The organism is Pseudomonas artemisiae, assembly GCF_057128685.1.
This window is the reverse complement of sequence record NZ_JBSKHS010000008.1, coordinates 93,603-109,413: the sequence shown is the minus strand read 5'-3', so window position 1 is coordinate 109,413 and position 15,811 is coordinate 93,603. Positions and strand designations below refer to the sequence as shown.

At 61.3% G+C, this 15,811-nt stretch carries 10 protein-coding genes and 3 tRNA genes; all 13 read left to right on the top strand.

Annotated features, from left to right (window positions below):
* Nucleotides 1–40 precede the first annotated feature (40 nt).
* Complete coding sequence (locus tag ACWKV4_RS11540; protein ID WP_483832213.1) at nt 41–2,647, top strand: FimV/HubP family polar landmark protein; 2,607 nt, start codon at nt 41–43, stop codon at nt 2,645–2,647.
* Nucleotides 2,648–2,719: 72 nt separating this feature from the next.
* Nucleotides 2,720–3,574 (top strand): tRNA pseudouridine(38-40) synthase TruA, encoded by an 855-nt coding sequence (truA, locus tag ACWKV4_RS11535; RefSeq protein WP_483832212.1) that lies wholly within the window; start codon nt 2,720–2,722, stop codon nt 3,572–3,574.
* Nucleotides 3,575–3,635: 61 nt separating this feature from the next.
* Nucleotides 3,636–4,259 carry a phosphoribosylanthranilate isomerase gene (locus ACWKV4_RS11530; protein WP_483832211.1) on the top strand — a complete coding sequence of 208 codons (624 nt, stop codon included), beginning with the start codon at nt 3,636–3,638 and terminating at the stop codon, nt 4,257–4,259.
* A 210-nt stretch (nt 4,260–4,469) separates the two neighbouring features.
* Nucleotides 4,470–5,396 (top strand): acetyl-CoA carboxylase, carboxyltransferase subunit beta, encoded by a 927-nt coding sequence (gene accD, locus ACWKV4_RS11525; RefSeq protein ID WP_483832210.1) that lies wholly within the window; start codon nt 4,470–4,472, stop codon nt 5,394–5,396.
* Nucleotides 5,393–6,700, top strand: a complete 1,308-nt coding sequence (gene folC, locus ACWKV4_RS11520; RefSeq protein ID WP_483832209.1) for a bifunctional tetrahydrofolate synthase/dihydrofolate synthase — start codon at nt 5,393–5,395, stop codon at nt 6,698–6,700. Before accD ends, folC begins: the two co-directional genes overlap by 4 nt.
* Nucleotides 6,684–7,346 carry an SPOR domain-containing protein gene (locus ACWKV4_RS11515; protein WP_483832208.1) on the top strand — a complete coding sequence of 221 codons (663 nt, stop codon included), beginning with the start codon at nt 6,684–6,686 and terminating at the stop codon, nt 7,344–7,346. Before folC ends, ACWKV4_RS11515 begins: the two co-directional genes overlap by 17 nt.
* 126 nt (nt 7,347–7,472) lie before the next feature.
* Nucleotides 7,473–8,054, top strand: a complete 582-nt coding sequence (locus ACWKV4_RS11510) for a CvpA family protein (RefSeq protein WP_483832207.1) — start codon at nt 7,473–7,475, stop codon at nt 8,052–8,054.
* A 16-nt stretch (nt 8,055–8,070) separates the two neighbouring features.
* Nucleotides 8,071–9,576: an amidophosphoribosyltransferase gene (gene purF / locus ACWKV4_RS11505; RefSeq protein ID WP_483832206.1), complete on the top strand. Its 1,506-nt coding sequence runs from the start codon at nt 8,071–8,073 to the stop codon at nt 9,574–9,576.
* An 11-nt stretch (nt 9,577–9,587) separates the two neighbouring features.
* Nucleotides 9,588–10,802: an O-succinylhomoserine sulfhydrylase gene (locus tag ACWKV4_RS11500; RefSeq protein WP_483832205.1), complete on the top strand. Its 1,215-nt coding sequence runs from the start codon at nt 9,588–9,590 to the stop codon at nt 10,800–10,802.
* A 323-nt stretch (nt 10,803–11,125) separates the two neighbouring features.
* A tRNA-Val gene (locus ACWKV4_RS11495) sits at nt 11,126–11,201 on the top strand.
* Nucleotides 11,202–11,256: 55 nt separating this feature from the next.
* Nucleotides 11,257–11,333, top strand: a tRNA-Asp gene (locus tag ACWKV4_RS11490).
* A 93-nt stretch (nt 11,334–11,426) separates the two neighbouring features.
* Nucleotides 11,427–11,503 (top strand) — tRNA-Asp (locus tag ACWKV4_RS11485).
* Nucleotides 11,504–11,830: 327 nt separating this feature from the next.
* A complete protein-coding gene (locus tag ACWKV4_RS11480; RefSeq protein ID WP_483832204.1) occupies nt 11,831–15,580 on the top strand; it encodes a bifunctional nitrate reductase/sulfite reductase flavoprotein subunit alpha in 3,750 nt (1,249 codons plus the stop codon).
* Nucleotides 15,581–15,811 lie beyond the last annotated feature (231 nt).

The window sequence follows — 15,811 nt, the reverse complement described above, 5'->3', positions numbered from 1 at the left end:
GATTACGATGTAAGTCCGGCACGCACAAAAGGATCTGGCCATGGTTCAAGTTCGCAAACTGGCATTGGCGATAGCCGCTGCGACGGCGCTGTCATCCGGACTGGCGCAAGCCTTGGAACTGGGAGAGCTGACCCTCAAATCCGCCGCCAACCAGCCCCTTGTAGCCGAGATCGAGCTGCGTGACGTGGCTGCCCTCACGGCCCCTGAGGTTGTCCCCGGCTTGGCCTCGCCTGAGGAGTTCGCCCGCGCCGGCCTGGATCGCCAGGCGTTCCTCAATCAGTTGAGCTTCACGCCGGTGATCAACCCCGGCGGTCGCAGCGTGATTCAGGTGACTTCCACCGCGCCCTTGCCTGAGCCCTTGGTCAAGTTCCTGGTGCAGGTGATTTACCCCAGCGGCCGTTTGATGCGTGATTACAGCGTGCTGGTCGACGCCTCGCGTTTCTCGCCGCAAGCCGCTGATGCCGCAGCCGCCGCGTCTGCCGCGACACCGGCGGTCACTGCCCCCAGTGCTGAGAGCGCCAAGCAATACACCACCACGCCGCGCGATACCCTATGGGAGATTGCCGCCCGGGTGCGCGAGCAAGCCTCGGTGCAGCAGACCATGCTGGCCATTCAGGCGATGAACCCTGATGCCTTCCAGGACAGCAACATCAACCGTCTTCGGGCCGGACAGGTATTACGAATACCCGACCCGAACGAGGCCGCTGCGCTGCCCCAGGGCCAGGCCATAGCGGAGGTCGCACGGCAGAACGCAGCTTGGCGTGAAGGTCGACGTTTGGGCCCCAGGGCCCAGCAGTTGGATGCTACCGCGCGTGGCCGTAACGGTAACGCACCAGCGCCCCAGCAAGGTGACCAGCTCAAGCTGGTATCAGGCGACGCCGCCACTGAGCAAGCGCGGGGCCTGGCTGGTGACAACAAGGCCTTGACCAACAAGCTGGCAGTGACCCAGGAAGGCCTGGACAGCGCACGGCGTGAAAACGACGAACTGAAAAGCCGCCTCGCTGACCTACAAAGCCAATTGGACAAAGCCCAGCGCCTGCTGCAACTCAAGAGCGACCAGCTCGCACGGCTGGAAGGCGCCGCGGCTGCCCCGAGTGTAAATGACCAGAGCCAGGCGCAACCCTCGGCGGCTGATGGTGCTGCCCCTGTCGATGGCCAGGCGGCGATCAATGCCCAGCTAATGCCTTCAGCGGAGCCGGTGCCCGGTACCGACCCTGCCGCCCCGGCCACTGCCGCCAACCCTACGGCAGTACCTGCTACACCTGACGCTACGCAAAATACGGATGCCCAGGCAAGCGATAGCAACCCATGGGTGCTTGGCACCGCAGCGGGCCTTGCCTTGGTAGCCCTATTGCTCGGTGGCCTACTCTTGGCCCGTCGCCGCAAGGCTCAGCAGGAGTCAGAGAGGCATCATCGAATGGCAAAGGAGCTTGCAGAGGCGCAGGAGTTTCGTTCAGAAGATTTTGACCTGCCGCCTACCAGCTTCGACAATATCGCCACTTCAGCGCCGTCCGTGCGCTTATCCCCGGCCATGGTTGCGGCATCGGCCGCTGCGGCCGCTGCCGCCATTACTCCGATCTATGAGCGCCCCAACCGGGTTGCACCCAAAGACGAGCTGCCCTCGGTGGCCTCTCTGGTGGTTGCCCCGGCAGCGGACGATCCTCTGGTAGAGGCCCAGGAGCACCTGGAACGTGGCCGCTATAACCGCGCCGCGGCGCTTCTGGAAAAGGCCGTTGAGGCCCAACCAGCGCGCAGCGATCTGCGTTTTAAATTAATGGAAGCTTACGGTCATCAAGGCGACCGCGATGGCTTTATCGTTCAGGAGCGCAAGCTGATGGCCGAAGGCACTGACCAATCACGCATCAATGAACTTAAAACACGCTTCCCCGCCATGGCTGGGCTGGCCGCTGGGCTTAGCGCCGCCGCCGTAGCCGCCGAACTGGATGCCCAGTACGTGAAGGACTTGCTTCAGGATGACGCCGATGCGCCTGAGCCAGTGGGTGATGTGTTCGATACGGACTTCGACTTGAGCCTGGACGGCATCGAAACCGCGCCTTCTAGTCCGGAAGAGGCCGCCCCTTTGGTCGCTGAGCCTGAAGCCGCGGCGCCGCGAGATGAGCTTGATTTTGATGCATTGCTGCGCGAACGTACCGCCGAGCAGGCCGCGGCCGAGCCTGAGCCAGAACTTGCCCCGGTAGAACCCACGCCTTCGCCGATGGATGACTTGGACGATCTGGAGCCCTTGAACCCTGAAAGTGGCCCGGCCGATGCACCAGATGACGTTGTGGTACCCAGCGACCATGACCATTTGGACGACTTTGACTTGTCCCTATCCGACGATCAGCAAGAAGATCAGGCACGCTTTGCCGCCGACGTGAATGACGTCAATTTGCAGCTCGATCAACTGTCCCACAGCTTGAGCGAGTCGTCGGTGACCAACGGCCTGAACAGTGGTGCCTCTGGAGGTCTGGACGAGTTCGATTTCCTGGCTGACTCCGACGAAGTCACTACCAAACTGGACCTGGCCCGGGCCTATATCGAGATGGCCGACGCCGATGGCGCTCGCGACATTCTCGATGAAGTCATCAAAGAAGGCAGCACTGATCAACAAAAAGAGGCTCGGCAAATGCTGGCCGCCCTGAGCTGAATCTGTTCGGTTTTCCCGCACGGCAGCCACAAGGCTGCCGTCGTCGTTTTCATGAAGGTAGGTTGTTAGGCTGTGGACATTTACCAAAGCGCAGCGGATGAAGTGGCTGCCGAAGGCTACACGCGCATCGCCCTTGGGGTTGAATACAAAGGCTCGCGTTACAAAGGCTGGCAGCGCCAGATCGATGGCGTGCGCAGCGTTCAGGAAACCTTGGAAAAAGCCCTGAGCAAGGTGGCTGCCAGCCCTGTGTCGGTGCTGTGCGCCGGGCGTACCGATGCTGGGGTACATGCCTGTGGCCAGGTTGTGCATTTCGACACCCGCGCCATACGCCCGGAGCGGGCCTGGGTCATGGGCACCAATGCTGAACTCCCCAGCGATATCAGCGTCACCTGGGCCCGGCCAATGCCCTCGGATTTTCACGCCAGGTTCAAAGCCGTAGCCCGACGCTACCGCTATGTGATCTATAACGATCTGATTCGACCGGCACACCTGGCTGACGAGGTCACTTGGAATCATCGGCCTTTGGCTGTGGAGCGCATGGCGCTGGCGGCGGCGCCCTTGGTTGGCACCCATGACTTCAGCGCTTTCAGGGCCAGCCAGTGCCAAGCCAAATCCCCGATCAAGCAGCTGCATCATTTGCGGGTGACCCGCCATGGCCAGATGATTGTGATCGATGTGCGCGCCAGCGCTTTCCTGCACCATATGGTGCGCAACTTGGCGGGCGTGTTGATGGCGATCGGTTCTGGTGACAAACCCGTGGAATGGGCAGCCCAGGTGCTCGCTGGCCGGGAACGGCGTCAGGGCGGGGTAACGGCGCACCCTTACGGGCTGTACTTGGTGAGTGTGGAGTACCCCGCGCCTTACGAATTGCCCAGCCGTTACATAGGGCCACATTTCCTTACTGGCTTCGACAGCCTTCCGGGCTGACGTGGCGCGGGGCATTTGGTACCATCCCCGCCACTCCCCCATACCATGAGGTAGGCGCGTTATGGCCGCTGTTCGCAGCAAAATCTGCGGTATTACTCGAGTTGATGATGCCCTGACGGCTGCTCGCGCGGGCGCGGACGCCATCGGCCTGGTGTTCTACAAGCCGAGTCCGCGGGCGGTCAGCATTCAGCAAGCCCGGCAAATCATCACGGCGCTCCCGCCGTTCATTACCGTGGTAGGGCTGTTCGTCAACGCCAGTCGCTGTGAAGTGAATGAAACCCTGGACGCCGTGCGCCTGGACGTTCTCCAGTTCCATGGGGACGAAACCCCCGAGCAGTGCGAGGGCTACAACCGGCCCTACCTCAAGGCGCTGCGTGTTCGGCCCGAGGATAACATCACCGCCCTTTGTGAGCAGTACCCCGGCGCCGCGGCTTTGTTGCTGGACGCCTACGTCGAGGGCGTGCCAGGCGGCACCGGCGTCGCTTTCGATTGGAATCTTATCCCGGCTCAGTTGAGCAAGCCCATCATATTGGCCGGTGGGTTAACCCCCGAGAACGTCAGCGAAGCCATCGAACAGGTACGCCCCTATGGCGTGGATGTCAGCGGTGGCGTTGAACTGAGCAAGGGCAGCAAGGACGCCCGTCGGGTAGAGGGTTTCGTAAAGGCCGTGCGTTCCTGGCGTTGAGTATGCGCCAGCACCTGGCAATGTGACGGCGGCCCACTGGTTACCGTCGAATGTCTTCAGCGCGCAATGGCGGCTTACAACGCGCCCAGGCACGCATCAGTATTCAAGAGGGTGAAGCGCCCCGCGCTCCCCAGGTTTGAACGACCGCGGCGGCCCTTTGGCCCCCGGCATGGCCCCCGCAGGGTTCGCCCAGTTACTGGAGAAACAAGCATGAGCAACTGGTTGGTAGACAAACTGATCCCTTCGATCATGCGTTCCGAAGTGAAGAAGAGTTCGGTGCCCGAGGGGCTTTGGCACAAATGCCCGAATTGCGAGGCGGTGCTGTATCGCCCCGAACTGGAAAAAACCCTCGACGTTTGCCCCAAGTGCAATCACCACATGCGCATCGGCGCGCGCAACCGGCTGGATATCTTCCTCGACCCAGAAGGGCGCGAAGAGCTCGGGGTGGACCTGGAGCCCGTCGATCGGCTGAAGTTTCGCGACGGCAAGAAGTACAAGGATCGCTTGACCGCTGCTCAGAAGCAGACCGGTGAGAAAGACGCGCTCATTTCCATGAGTGGCACCTTGATGGGTATGCCCATCGTTGCCAGCGCCTTCGAATTCAGCTTCATGGGCGGCTCCATGGGCGCTATTGTTGGCGAGCGCTTCGTGCAGGCGGCCAATTACGCCTTGGAACATCGTTGCCCCATGGTCTGCTTCTCCGCGTCCGGCGGTGCGCGCATGCAAGAGGCGCTGATCTCGCTGATGCAAATGGCCAAAACCTCCGCGGTATTGGCTCGGTTGCGCGAGGAAGGCATACCTTTCATTTCCGTGCTTACAGACCCGGTCTATGGCGGTGTATCCGCCAGCCTGGCCATGCTCGGTGACGTGATCGTCGGCGAGCCCAAGGCACTGATCGGCTTCGCCGGTCCTCGGGTTATCGAGCAAACCGTTCGCGAAAAACTCCCCGAAGGCTTCCAGCGCAGTGAGTTCCTGCTGGAGCACGGTGCAATCGACCTTATCGTTCACCGCCAGGAGCTGCGCCCCCGCCTCGCTCGGTTGTTGGCGCAAATGACCAACATGGCCACTCCGGGGCAGGCAGTCATTGCCGCGCCGGCTACCGAGGCCGTGCCTTCGCCAGCTCCCGTAGCACCATGACAGCTCGCAACCTGGGCGAATGGCTCGCGTACCTGGAGCAACTGCATCCGGTTGCCATTGATATGGGCTTGGAGCGTTGTCGCCAGGTATTCGAGCGGTTGCAGTTGGGCACCTTGGCGCCCAAGGTGATTACCGTCACAGGCACCAACGGCAAGGGTTCTACCTGCGCCTTCATGGCAGGCCTGCTGGCGGCACAGGGGCTGCGGGTCGGGGTGTACAGTTCGCCCCACCTGCTGCGCTATAACGAACGCGTTACCCTTAACGGCGTGGAGGCCAGCGATGAGCAGCTTTGCGCAGCCTTCGAGGCGGTAGAGGCGGCGCGTGGGCAGGTGTCGCTCACTTATTTCGAAATGGGCACCCTGGCCGCCTTCTGGTTGTTCGCTAACGCACAGCTGGATGCCCTGGTGCTGGAGGTGGGGCTAGGTGGGCGTCTTGATACCGTTAACCTGGTCGATGCCGACCTTGCGATGATCACCAGTATCGGCATCGACCATGCCGACTGGCTGGGTGACACCAGGGAGTCCGTGGGTTTCGAGAAGGCCGGTATCCTGCGGCCTGGGCGTATGGCGCTGTGTGGGGATACGCAGCCGCCAGCCACCCTGATTGATGTTGCCAAAAGCAAAGGGTCGCCGCTATTGGTGCGCGGCCAGGCCTTTGGCCTGCATGTGGGGCAGGCGCACTGGAGCTGGCACGGGCAGGGCGCTCGCGGCGAGCCCCTGGCGCTGGAAGGTCTGCCGCTGTTGGCCTTACCCATGGAAAATGCCGCCTTGGCCGTGCAAGCCTTCGCGTTGCTGGGCCTGGCCTGGCAGCCACGGGTGATTGCCGAGGCTTTGCTGCATACGCGGGTTGTTGGCAGGCTTGATCGTCGGCACCTGTTATGGCGTGGCAAGCCAGTGCGGTTGCTGCTGGACGTTGGCCATAATCCTCATGCGGCCGAGTACCTCAGCAGCCGGTTGCCTGCGTTGGCACACCCGGCCAAACGGCGCGCCGTATTTGGATTGCTGGCGGATAAAGACCTCCCAGGGGTGCTTGAGCCGATGCTGCCAAACATCGCTGAATGGGCGGTTACTCCACTGCCATCGCCCCGTAGCCGAAGTGGTGAACAATTGCAGGAAGCTTTGGCGAACCTTGGCGCTGTGGCAACGTCACATGCCAGTGTCCAAGCTGCCCTGGAGCATCAGTGCGAACTGGCCGGGCAGGGCGACGAGATACTTGTGTTTGGATCTTTCTTTTGTGTCGCCGAGGCCCTGTGCTGGCTTGAGCGGCACGGCCTGGAGGTAGCCGCGGATGGCTTTGCTGGATAATGTTTTCAAACAACGCATGGTCGGCGCCCTGGTGTTGATCGCGTTGGCCGTGGTGTTTCTACCCATGTTATTCAGCCGCCCCGATGAGCTTCGCGAAGTACGAGTCAATGCCCCAGCCACGCCCGCAGCCCCGGTAGTGCCAGAGGTCAAGGTACAACCTGCCGCCGTACCGGAAGCCCCAGCACCTGCCGTGGTGCAAGACGCGCCACCGCCGTCACCGCCGATCACCGCTCGTGCTTCCAGCCACGGCGCTGCTCCCAGCATGCCAATTTCGGCCGCTCCAACGGTGATCGCACCTACCGCGCCGCCAGCCGCTAACCAGGTTAAAACCGCGGCCCCGGCCCCCACGGCACAAGCCCAAGCCCAAGCCAAGGCTGATGCCTCCAGCAAGCTTGATGCCGGTGGCATGCCGGTCAGCTGGTCGGTGCAATTGGCCAGTCTTTCGAGCCGCGCAGGCGCCGACACCTTGCAAAAGTCATTACGCAGCCAGGGCTATAACGCCTACGTACGCTCTACCGAAGGCAAAAACCGTGTGTTCGTTGGTCCGCTGGTGGACCGTGCCGAGGCCGAAAGGCTACGCGATGTAATCAATCGCCAGCAAAACCTGAAAGGGTTCGTAGTGCGGTTCGAGCCAGAGCGCGCCTGATAAGGGCGCGGTTTTAGGCGCCGCGGTTCCATAGCCCTGGCTCATCGCAACGATCCGATAATCTTGCTTAACCCTGCCCCTTGCGTCTGCTAAAATGCGCGGCCTTATCCGCTTGTAGGCCGAAACGTGGCATTTACCTGGGTTGACTGGGCGATCTTGGCGATTGTCGCTGTCTCAGCGTTGATCAGCTTGAAGCGCGGCTTCGTCAAAGAAGCGCTCTCGCTGCTTACCTGGATAGTCGCTGGCGCCGTGGCCTGGATGTTTGGCGGTGGCCTGGCCCAGTACCTGGAAAGCTACATACAAACACCGTCGGCCCGAGTGATTGCAAGCTGCGCCATCCTGTTCGTGGCCACGCTGCTGGTAGGCGCGATGGTGAATTTTCTGATCGGCGAGCTTATTCGCGTGACAGGCTTGTCGGGCACCGATCGTTTTCTAGGGATGGTGTTTGGCGCTGCCCGTGGTGGGCTACTGGTCGTAATAGCCGCAGGGTTGCTTAGCCTGGGTCCTGTCCAGCAAGACCCATGGTGGCAGCAGTCACAATTTTTACCACGTTTCCTTCTTGTCGCAGACTGGTCCAAGAACCTTATTTTGGGGATGAGCAGTCGGTGGTTGGCGGCCGGGGTTACCTCACCGGTCGAGATTCCGTTCAAGGAGCATCTCTTGCCTGCGCCCAAAGGCCAGGAGCAAGGGTCCTTTCAGGTTCACTAAGTAGGGGTTGCGTCGCATGTGTGGCATCGTCGGTATCGTCGGTAAGTCGAACGTCAATCAGGCGCTGTATGACTCGTTAACGGTCTTGCAGCATCGCGGCCAGGACGCTGCCGGTATTGTGACCAGCCACGATGGCAGGTTGTTTTTGCGCAAGGACAATGGCCTTGTGCGTGATGTATTCCAGCAACGTCATATGCAGGGGCTGGTGGGCCATATGGGTATTGGCCATGTGCGCTACCCCACGGCGGGTAGTTCTACCTCCGCCGAGGCGCAGCCGTTCTACGTGAACTCCCCCTACGGGATCACACTGGCTCACAATGGCAACCTCACCAACGTCGAGCAGTTGGCCAAGGAGATTTACGAATCTGACCTTCGCCACGTCAACACCAATTCGGATTCCGAAGTGTTGCTCAACGTGTTTGCCCATGAGCTGGCCGTGCGCGGCAAGCTGCAGCCTACCGAGGAAGACGTGTTCGCGGCTGTGAAGGATACCCACAAGCGTTGCCGCGGTGGTTATGCGGTGGTGGCCATGATTACCGGCTATGGCATCGTCGGCTTCCGTGATCCGAACGCCATCCGCCCCATTGTGTTTGGCCAGCGTCATACCGATGAAGGCGTGGAATACATGATCGCCTCCGAAAGCGTGGCCTTGGACGTGCTGGGCTTCACCCTGATTCGTGACTTAGCCCCTGGTGAGGCGGTGTACATCACCGAAGACGGGCGCCTGCATACCCGTCAATGCGCCCCTAACCCGCACTATTCGCCCTGTATTTTCGAGCATGTATACCTGGCCCGGCCGGATTCGATTATCGACGGCATCTCGGTATACAAGGCACGTTTGCGCATGGGTGAAAAACTGGCGGAGAAGATCCTGCGCGAGCAGCCAAATCACGACATCGACGTGGTAATTCCAATCCCGGACACCAGCCGCACCTCGGCGCTGGAACTGGCCAACCACTTGGGTGTGAAGTTCCGCGAGGGCTTCGTCAAGAATCGTTATATCGGCCGCACCTTCATCATGCCGGGCCAAGCTGCGCGCAAAAAGTCCGTACGGCAGAAGCTCAACGCCATCGAATTGGAGTTCCGTGGCAAGAACGTCATGCTGGTAGACGATTCCATCGTGCGCGGCACCACCTGCAAGCAGATTATCCAGATGGCTCGGGAAGCCGGTGCCAAGAAGGTGTATTTCTGCTCGGCGGCCCCTGCGGTGCGTTATCCGAACGTATATGGCATCGACATGCCTAGCGCTCACGAGCTTATCGCCCACAACCGCAGCACCCAGGAAGTGGCCGACCTGATCGGCGCCGACTGGCTGGTGTATCAAGATCTGCCAGACCTGGTAGACGCGGTGGGTGGCGGCAAGGTGAAGATCGACCAGTTCGATTGCGCGGTGTTTGACGGCAAGTACGTGACCGGTGATGTGGACGCGGCTTACCTGAGCAAGATCGACACGGCCCGCAACGACTTGGCCAAGGTCAAAACCCATAGCGTGAGCGCGATCATCGACCTCTACAACAACTGAAGGAGTAGGCCATGAGCCAGGAATGGGACGCGGGGCGCCTTGATAGCGACCTAGAGGGCGTAGGCTTCGACACCCTGGCTGTGCGCGCGGGGCAACACCGTACACCTGAGGGCGAACACAGCGATCCGTTGTTCTTCACCTCCAGTTATGTGTTCCGCACCGCGGCGGACGCGGCCAAGCGCTTTTCCGGGGAAGTGCCGGGGAATGTGTACTCACGCTACACCAACCCTACGGTGCGCTCTTTCGAAGAGCGCATCGCAGCCCTGGAAGGCGCCGAGCAGGCCGTGGCGTTTTCTACCGGCATGGCGGCCATTACCGGAATTGCCATGGGCCTATGCAGCGCGGGGGATCATGTACTGATTTCCCAAAGCGTGTTCGGCTCCACCATCAGCCTGTTCGACAAGTACTTCAAGCGCTTCGGCATCGACGTGAGCTACGTGCCCCTGGCCGACATCGCCGGCTGGGAACGGGCAATCAAAGCCAATACCAAGTTGTTGTTCGTGGAGTCACCCTCCAACCCCTTGGCTGAATTGGTGGACATCGCCGCCTTGGCCGAGGTTGCCCACGCCAAGGGCACGCTCCTGGTGGTGGACAACTGCTTCAGCACCCCGGCGTTGCAACAGCCGCTAAAACTGGGCGCTGACATCGTAATGCACTCGGCGACCAAGTTCATCGACGGCCAAGGGCGCTGCATGGGCGGCGTCGTTGCTGGCCGCGCCGAGCACATGAAGGAAATGGTCGGCGTGGTGCGCACCGCGGGTGCTTCGCTAAGCCCCTTCAATGCCTGGGTGTTCCTCAAAGGCCTGGAAACCCTGAACCTGCGCATGCGTGCCCATTGTGCCAACGCCCAGGCGCTGGCGCAGTGGCTTGAAGGCCAGCAAGGCATCGAGAAGGTGCATTACGCAGGGCTTGAGAGCCACCCGCAACACGAACTGGCCAAGCGCCAGATGCGTGGCGGCTACGGTGGGGTGGTGAGCTTCGAGGTCAAAGGTGGTCAGGCTGGCGCCTGGGCCTTTATCGACGCTACCCGTCTGGTGTCCATCACCGCCAACCTGGGTGACAGCAAAACCACCATTACCCACCCGGCGACCACCTCCCATGGGCGGCTGTCGCCTCAGGAGCGAGCAGCGGCCGGCATCAGCGACAGTTTGATCCGTGTGGCGGTCGGTCTTGAAGACCTGGCTGACTTACAGGCAGACCTGGCTCGAGGCCTGGCCGCGCTGTAATCCCCATGGAAATCGCCAGCACCGGCTTTCGTGAGACGCGCGTGGCGCTGGTGACTGGCGCCAGCTTTGCTGGCTTCCACAGGATGAACAGCGCACCTGCCCGTAAGCGCTGCAGAGCCAAAGTAGTAAGCCCCTGTTTGCTGCGCGACAGCGCGGCGCCTTGGCGGCTGGACGGTTCCTACAGGCGATAGGTGGCGCCGTACCCAACAAGCCAAACGGCCAAGCCCAAAAAATTAAAACGGTCTTTTTAAAAAAACTTCAAGCAGGGTATTGACTTACAGTCGGTCGATGTACAAAATGCGCACCACTTCGACGCAGTACACGGGTGATTAGCTCAGCTGGGAGAGCATCTGCCTTACAAGCAGAGGGTCGGCGGTTCGATCCCGTCATCACCCACCACTTCGAAGTAACGATACAAGCTCTGATTCTAGAGCGGACGAAAGTCCACCGACGCGCAGCGGTAGTTCAGTCGGTTAGAATACCGGCCTGTCACGCCGGGGGTCGCGGGTTCGAGTCCCGTCCGCTGCGCCATTTTTACCGAGTGTGGTTGCACGGCACTTGAGATCGAAGCACCTACCCCGCTTCGTTCAATCAGTTTCAAATGGGCGAGAGCCTAAGCGATACGCAGCGGTAGTTCAGTCGGTTAGAATACCGGCCTGTCACGCCGGGGGTCGCGGGTTCGAGTCCCGTCCGCTGCGCCATATTCGGTTCGAGCCTTAACAGTCGAACCACAGAAAGAGCGACCTTAGGGTCGCTTTTTTTATGCCTAACTTTTCTTAAAATACCGCAGCCTCTGCCCTGGGTTAGTGCCTGATGCGCCATGGCTGTGCATACGTCCTTGCACACTTGCTGTCGATACGGGGCAGCGTGCCATAGCGGTAGGGTTTGCCAAGGCTGGCGCAAAAGCTGCATTACCCTGTGCATTGCGCAGCCAATGTCGGCTGCATTTTTCACGACAAAGGCGCCGTGTTGCTTCGCTGATTTCTAGCGAGGGAACCGGCGCCTTTTTTGTTGCAAGGGGATTGCCCATGGGCCAGGCCATAGTACGCAGCGTATGCCCTTATTGCGGGGTAGGGTGCGGCATGCTGCTTACCGTCGAAGATAACCGCGTAATTGCCATTACGGGTGACAAAGACCACCCGGCGAACCGGGGCCGGCTGTGCACCAAGGGCATGACCGCCCATATGCCCTTGCACGACAGCGGCCGCTTGCGCAACGCCTGGGCCAGGTCGTCTCGAAGCGCGCCCGCAGTGCCAGTTACGTTGGAGCATGCCATCGAGCAAAGCGCCCAGCGGTTACAAGCCATAATCCAGGCTCACGGCCCCGACGCAGTTGCCATCTATGTGTCCGGACAAATGTCGCTGGAGGCGCAGTACCTGGCCAACAAACTGGCCAAGGGGTTTATCCGCACTCGGCACATCGAGTCCAACTCTCGCCTGTGCATGGCCAGCGCGGGTACCGGCTATAAGCAGTCGTTAGGTGCGGACGGGCCACCGGGCGCATACGATGATTTTGATCAAGCAGGCCTGTTTCTGGTGAGTGGGGCCAACATGGCCGACTGCCATCCGGTGCTTTTTCTACGTTTGCTAGATCGCCGCAAGGCCGGCGCGCGCCTGATCGTGGTAGACCCTCGGCGGACCGCAACCGCTGATAGGGCAGACTTGTTCCTGCAACTACGCCCTGGCACCGACCTGGCGTTGCTAAACGGCTTGCTGTTTTTACTGTGGGAAAGCGGTCGGGTGGACCAAGCCTTTATCGACCAGCACACCCAGGGCTGGGCACAAATGCCGGCGTTTCTGGCGGATTACACCCCCAGCCGGGTGGCGGCCATCACAGGCCTTGCGCAAGCAGACATTCGCTTAGCGGCCCAATGGATAGCTGAAAGCCCCAACTGGATGAGCTGCTGGACCATGGGCCTGAACCAAAGCACTCAAGGCACCTGGAACACCAATGCATTGTGTAACCTGCACCTGGCCACGGGCGCCATTTGCCGGCCTGGGGCAGGGCCGTTCTCTCTCACCGGCCAACCCAACGCCATGGGCGGCCGGGAAATGGGCTATATGGGCCCTGGGCTACCGGGGCAGCGTTCGGCCTTGATCGCGTCGGACCGCGCCTTCACCGAACAGGCTTGGCGCTTGCCTACTGATAGCCTACGTGCGGGCAGCAGCGACGGCACCGTGGCGATGTTCCAGGCCATGGGGCGCGGGGAGATCAAAGCCTGTTGGATTATCTGCACTAACCCAGTAGCTAGCGTGGCTAACCGAGATCAGGTTATCGAAGGGCTAATGGCGGCCGAGTGGGTAATCTGCCAAGACGCCTTCTTGACCACGGAAACCAACGCTTATGCTGACGTGTTACTACCCGCCGCGCTCTGGGCCGAAGCGGACGGCGTGCTGGTAAATGCCGAGCGTAACCTCACTTTGGCCCCCGCGGCGGTGGCGCCCCCCGGCGACAGCCTGGCGGACTGGCAGATCATCGCCCGTATGGCCTGCGCCCTAGGCTTTGCCGAACACTTCAGTTACGCCAGTGCGGCAGCGGTGTTCGACGAAATTCGATGCTTTGCCAACCCTGCCACTGGCTACGACCTGCGAGGCGCCAGCCATGCGCGGCTGCGCCAGGGGCCTTTGCAATGGCCCCTGGCGCCTGACGCTGGCCCACGTAACCCTATCCGCTACCGTGAGGCTGGGGCGCTACGTTTCCCTACCTCCGATGGCCGAGCGCAGTTCTTACCTCGGCCTTATCTGCCTGCCGCCGAGCAACCCAATGATGATTACCCTTGGGTGCTCAATACCGGCCGCCTGCAGCACCAGTGGCATACCCTGACCAAAACCGCCAAGGTACCTGCCCTTAACCGCCTTAACCCTGGGCCGTTCGTGGAAATCCACCCACAAGACGCCGCAGAACTGGGTATTGCCCAACGCGACCAAGTGCGCCTAACCAGCCGCCGGGGGCAGGTGGTGTTGCCTGCGCGCGTGTCTGACCGAGTAAGGCCAGGCAATTGCTTTGCGCCCTTTCACTGGAATGATGTGTTCGGCGAGCAGTTGGCGGTCAATGCGGTTACCCATGACGCTGTGGATGCGGCGTCCCTGCAACCAGCCTACAAGTTTGCGGCTATCAGCCTTGAGCGGATTGGGCCGCCTCTTAAGGCTTTAAGTACCGATCAAGCCCCGAGTGGGGAGGGCGAAGCCTTGCCGCTTATACTTTGGGGGTCGCAAACCGGTACCGCTCAGGCTTTGGCCGCACGCTTTGCCGACCAGCTCACCACGCTGGGTATGCCTGTACGTCTCAAGGGCATGGAAGACGTAACGCCCGCTCAATTGCGCCAGGCACCCTTAGCGCTGTTTGTGACCAGTACCTTCGGGGATGGCGATGCGCCGGACAACGCCGCCGAACTGTGGGCAGGCTTGCAAGCCGAGCATTCCCTAAAGCCTATGCGCTATGCGGTGCTGGCCCTGGGTGACCCTAGTTTCGAAGCCTTCTGTGGCTTTGGCCAGCGCTTGGATGCGCGCCTGAGTACGCTGGGCGCCACTGCGATACTGCCCAGGCGCGATTGCCAGGCGGCGGAACCCATGGGGCCTTGGAGCTGGTTTCAGGCCTTGTGTACAAGTTTGAACCTGGCCAGCCCGGCAGCGCTGCCATTGGCCACGCCTGCCAATAAGCCGGTGTTCGACCGCCAACACCCCCTCACCGCCCGGTTGCTGCACAACCGCCTGCTCAACGGGCCAGGCGCGAGCAAAGAAACCCGCCAATTGGTGTTCGATATCAGAGGGAGCGGCCTTACCTACCAGGCAGGCGATGCCTTGGGCATATGGCCGGAAAACTGCCCCGGCCTGGTAGATGCTTTTTTACAGACCTTGGGGCTCGACGGTTCCGCACCTTGGGAAACCGCCCAGGGCACCCTGCCGCTGGCGGAGGCCTTGCGGGTACATCTGGATATCACGCGGATCACCCCGGCCTGGCTGAGCTGGGTGGCCGAGCGTAGTGGCGCCAGCGACCTGCGTGTATTGCTGGCCCCTCAGAGCAAGGCAGATCTAGCCGGTTGGCTATGGGGGCGGCAACTGCTCGACCTGCTCCAGGCCTACCGGCCGCGACCAGCCCTGGCCGAGCTCATACCCTTGCTAAAGCCATTGCAACCCCGGCTGTATTCGATCAGCTCAAGCTCAAGCCTTAACCCGGATGAAGTGCACCTGACAGTCTCCACCGTGCGGTATCACGCGGGCGACCAGCTGCGTCACGGGCTGTGCTCTGGCTACCTGGCGGACCGCGCGCAAGTGGCAGGCACACGGGTTTTCGTGCAGCCTTCTGCGCGGTTTCATGTGCCAGACGCCCCAGATACGGCCATGATCATGGTCGGCCCGGGCACCGGCGTGGCGCCGTTTCGCGGCTTTTTGCAGGAGCGTCAGGCCCAGGGCGCTCGGGGCAAGAACTGGCTAGTGTTCGGTGAGCAATACCAGGCCACGGACTTTTACTACCAGGCCGAGCTGCACGCCTGGCTGCGCAGCGGGCACCTTACTCACTTGGATACTGCCTTTTCGCGGGACCAGGCCAACAAGGTGTACGTGCAGCACCGGCTGCTGGAACAGGGGGCGCGGCTCTGGCAATGGTTGGAAGAGGGAGCGTGTTTCTACGTATGCGGCGATGCGCGCCGCATGGCTAAGGATGTGGACGCGGCCCTGCGTACGGTCATTCAATGCCATGGCAGGATGGATGCAGAACAGGCCGGCGCATACCTGGCGGGTTTGAGCCGCGCCCATCGTTACCTGCGTGATGTCTACTGAAGCGCGCCATAAGCGGGACTGAGCCCTGCCGTTGCACCGCATTGGTTCGCTGGCAGGCTCGATTGGCGCGCCCACCCCGACAAAATCGGGGGTTCTGGCCTGGCACAGAGGTTGCAAAAGCTACTCCACAGCCTGGGGCGATCAACGTTGATCAGCCTTAGGCACTTGGGCAGCAACGCGGCTCGCCCTTATAGATCACTCCTTGAATACCAGGCAAAGGCGCCTGGAGCT

Excerpts from the sequence above, each read along its gene's own strand:
- ACWKV4_RS11480 (WP_483832204.1), top strand. The coding sequence starts at position 11,831 with ATGGGCCAGGCCATAGTACGCAGCGTATGCCCTTATTGCGGGGTAGGG.
- folC (WP_483832209.1), top strand. The coding sequence starts at position 5,393 with ATGACAGCTCGCAACCTGGGCGAATGGCTCGCGTACCTGGAGCAACTG.
- accD (WP_483832210.1), top strand. The coding sequence starts at position 4,470 with ATGAGCAACTGGTTGGTAGACAAACTGATCCCTTCGATCATGCGTTCC.
- ACWKV4_RS11500 (WP_483832205.1), top strand. The coding sequence starts at position 9,588 with ATGAGCCAGGAATGGGACGCGGGGCGCCTTGATAGCGACCTAGAGGGC.
- purF (WP_483832206.1), top strand. The coding sequence starts at position 8,071 with ATGTGTGGCATCGTCGGTATCGTCGGTAAGTCGAACGTCAATCAGGCG.
- ACWKV4_RS11530 (WP_483832211.1), top strand. The coding sequence starts at position 3,636 with ATGGCCGCTGTTCGCAGCAAAATCTGCGGTATTACTCGAGTTGATGAT.
- ACWKV4_RS11540 (WP_483832213.1), top strand. The coding sequence starts at position 41 with ATGGTTCAAGTTCGCAAACTGGCATTGGCGATAGCCGCTGCGACGGCG.
- ACWKV4_RS11515 (WP_483832208.1), top strand. The coding sequence starts at position 6,684 with ATGGCTTTGCTGGATAATGTTTTCAAACAACGCATGGTCGGCGCCCTG.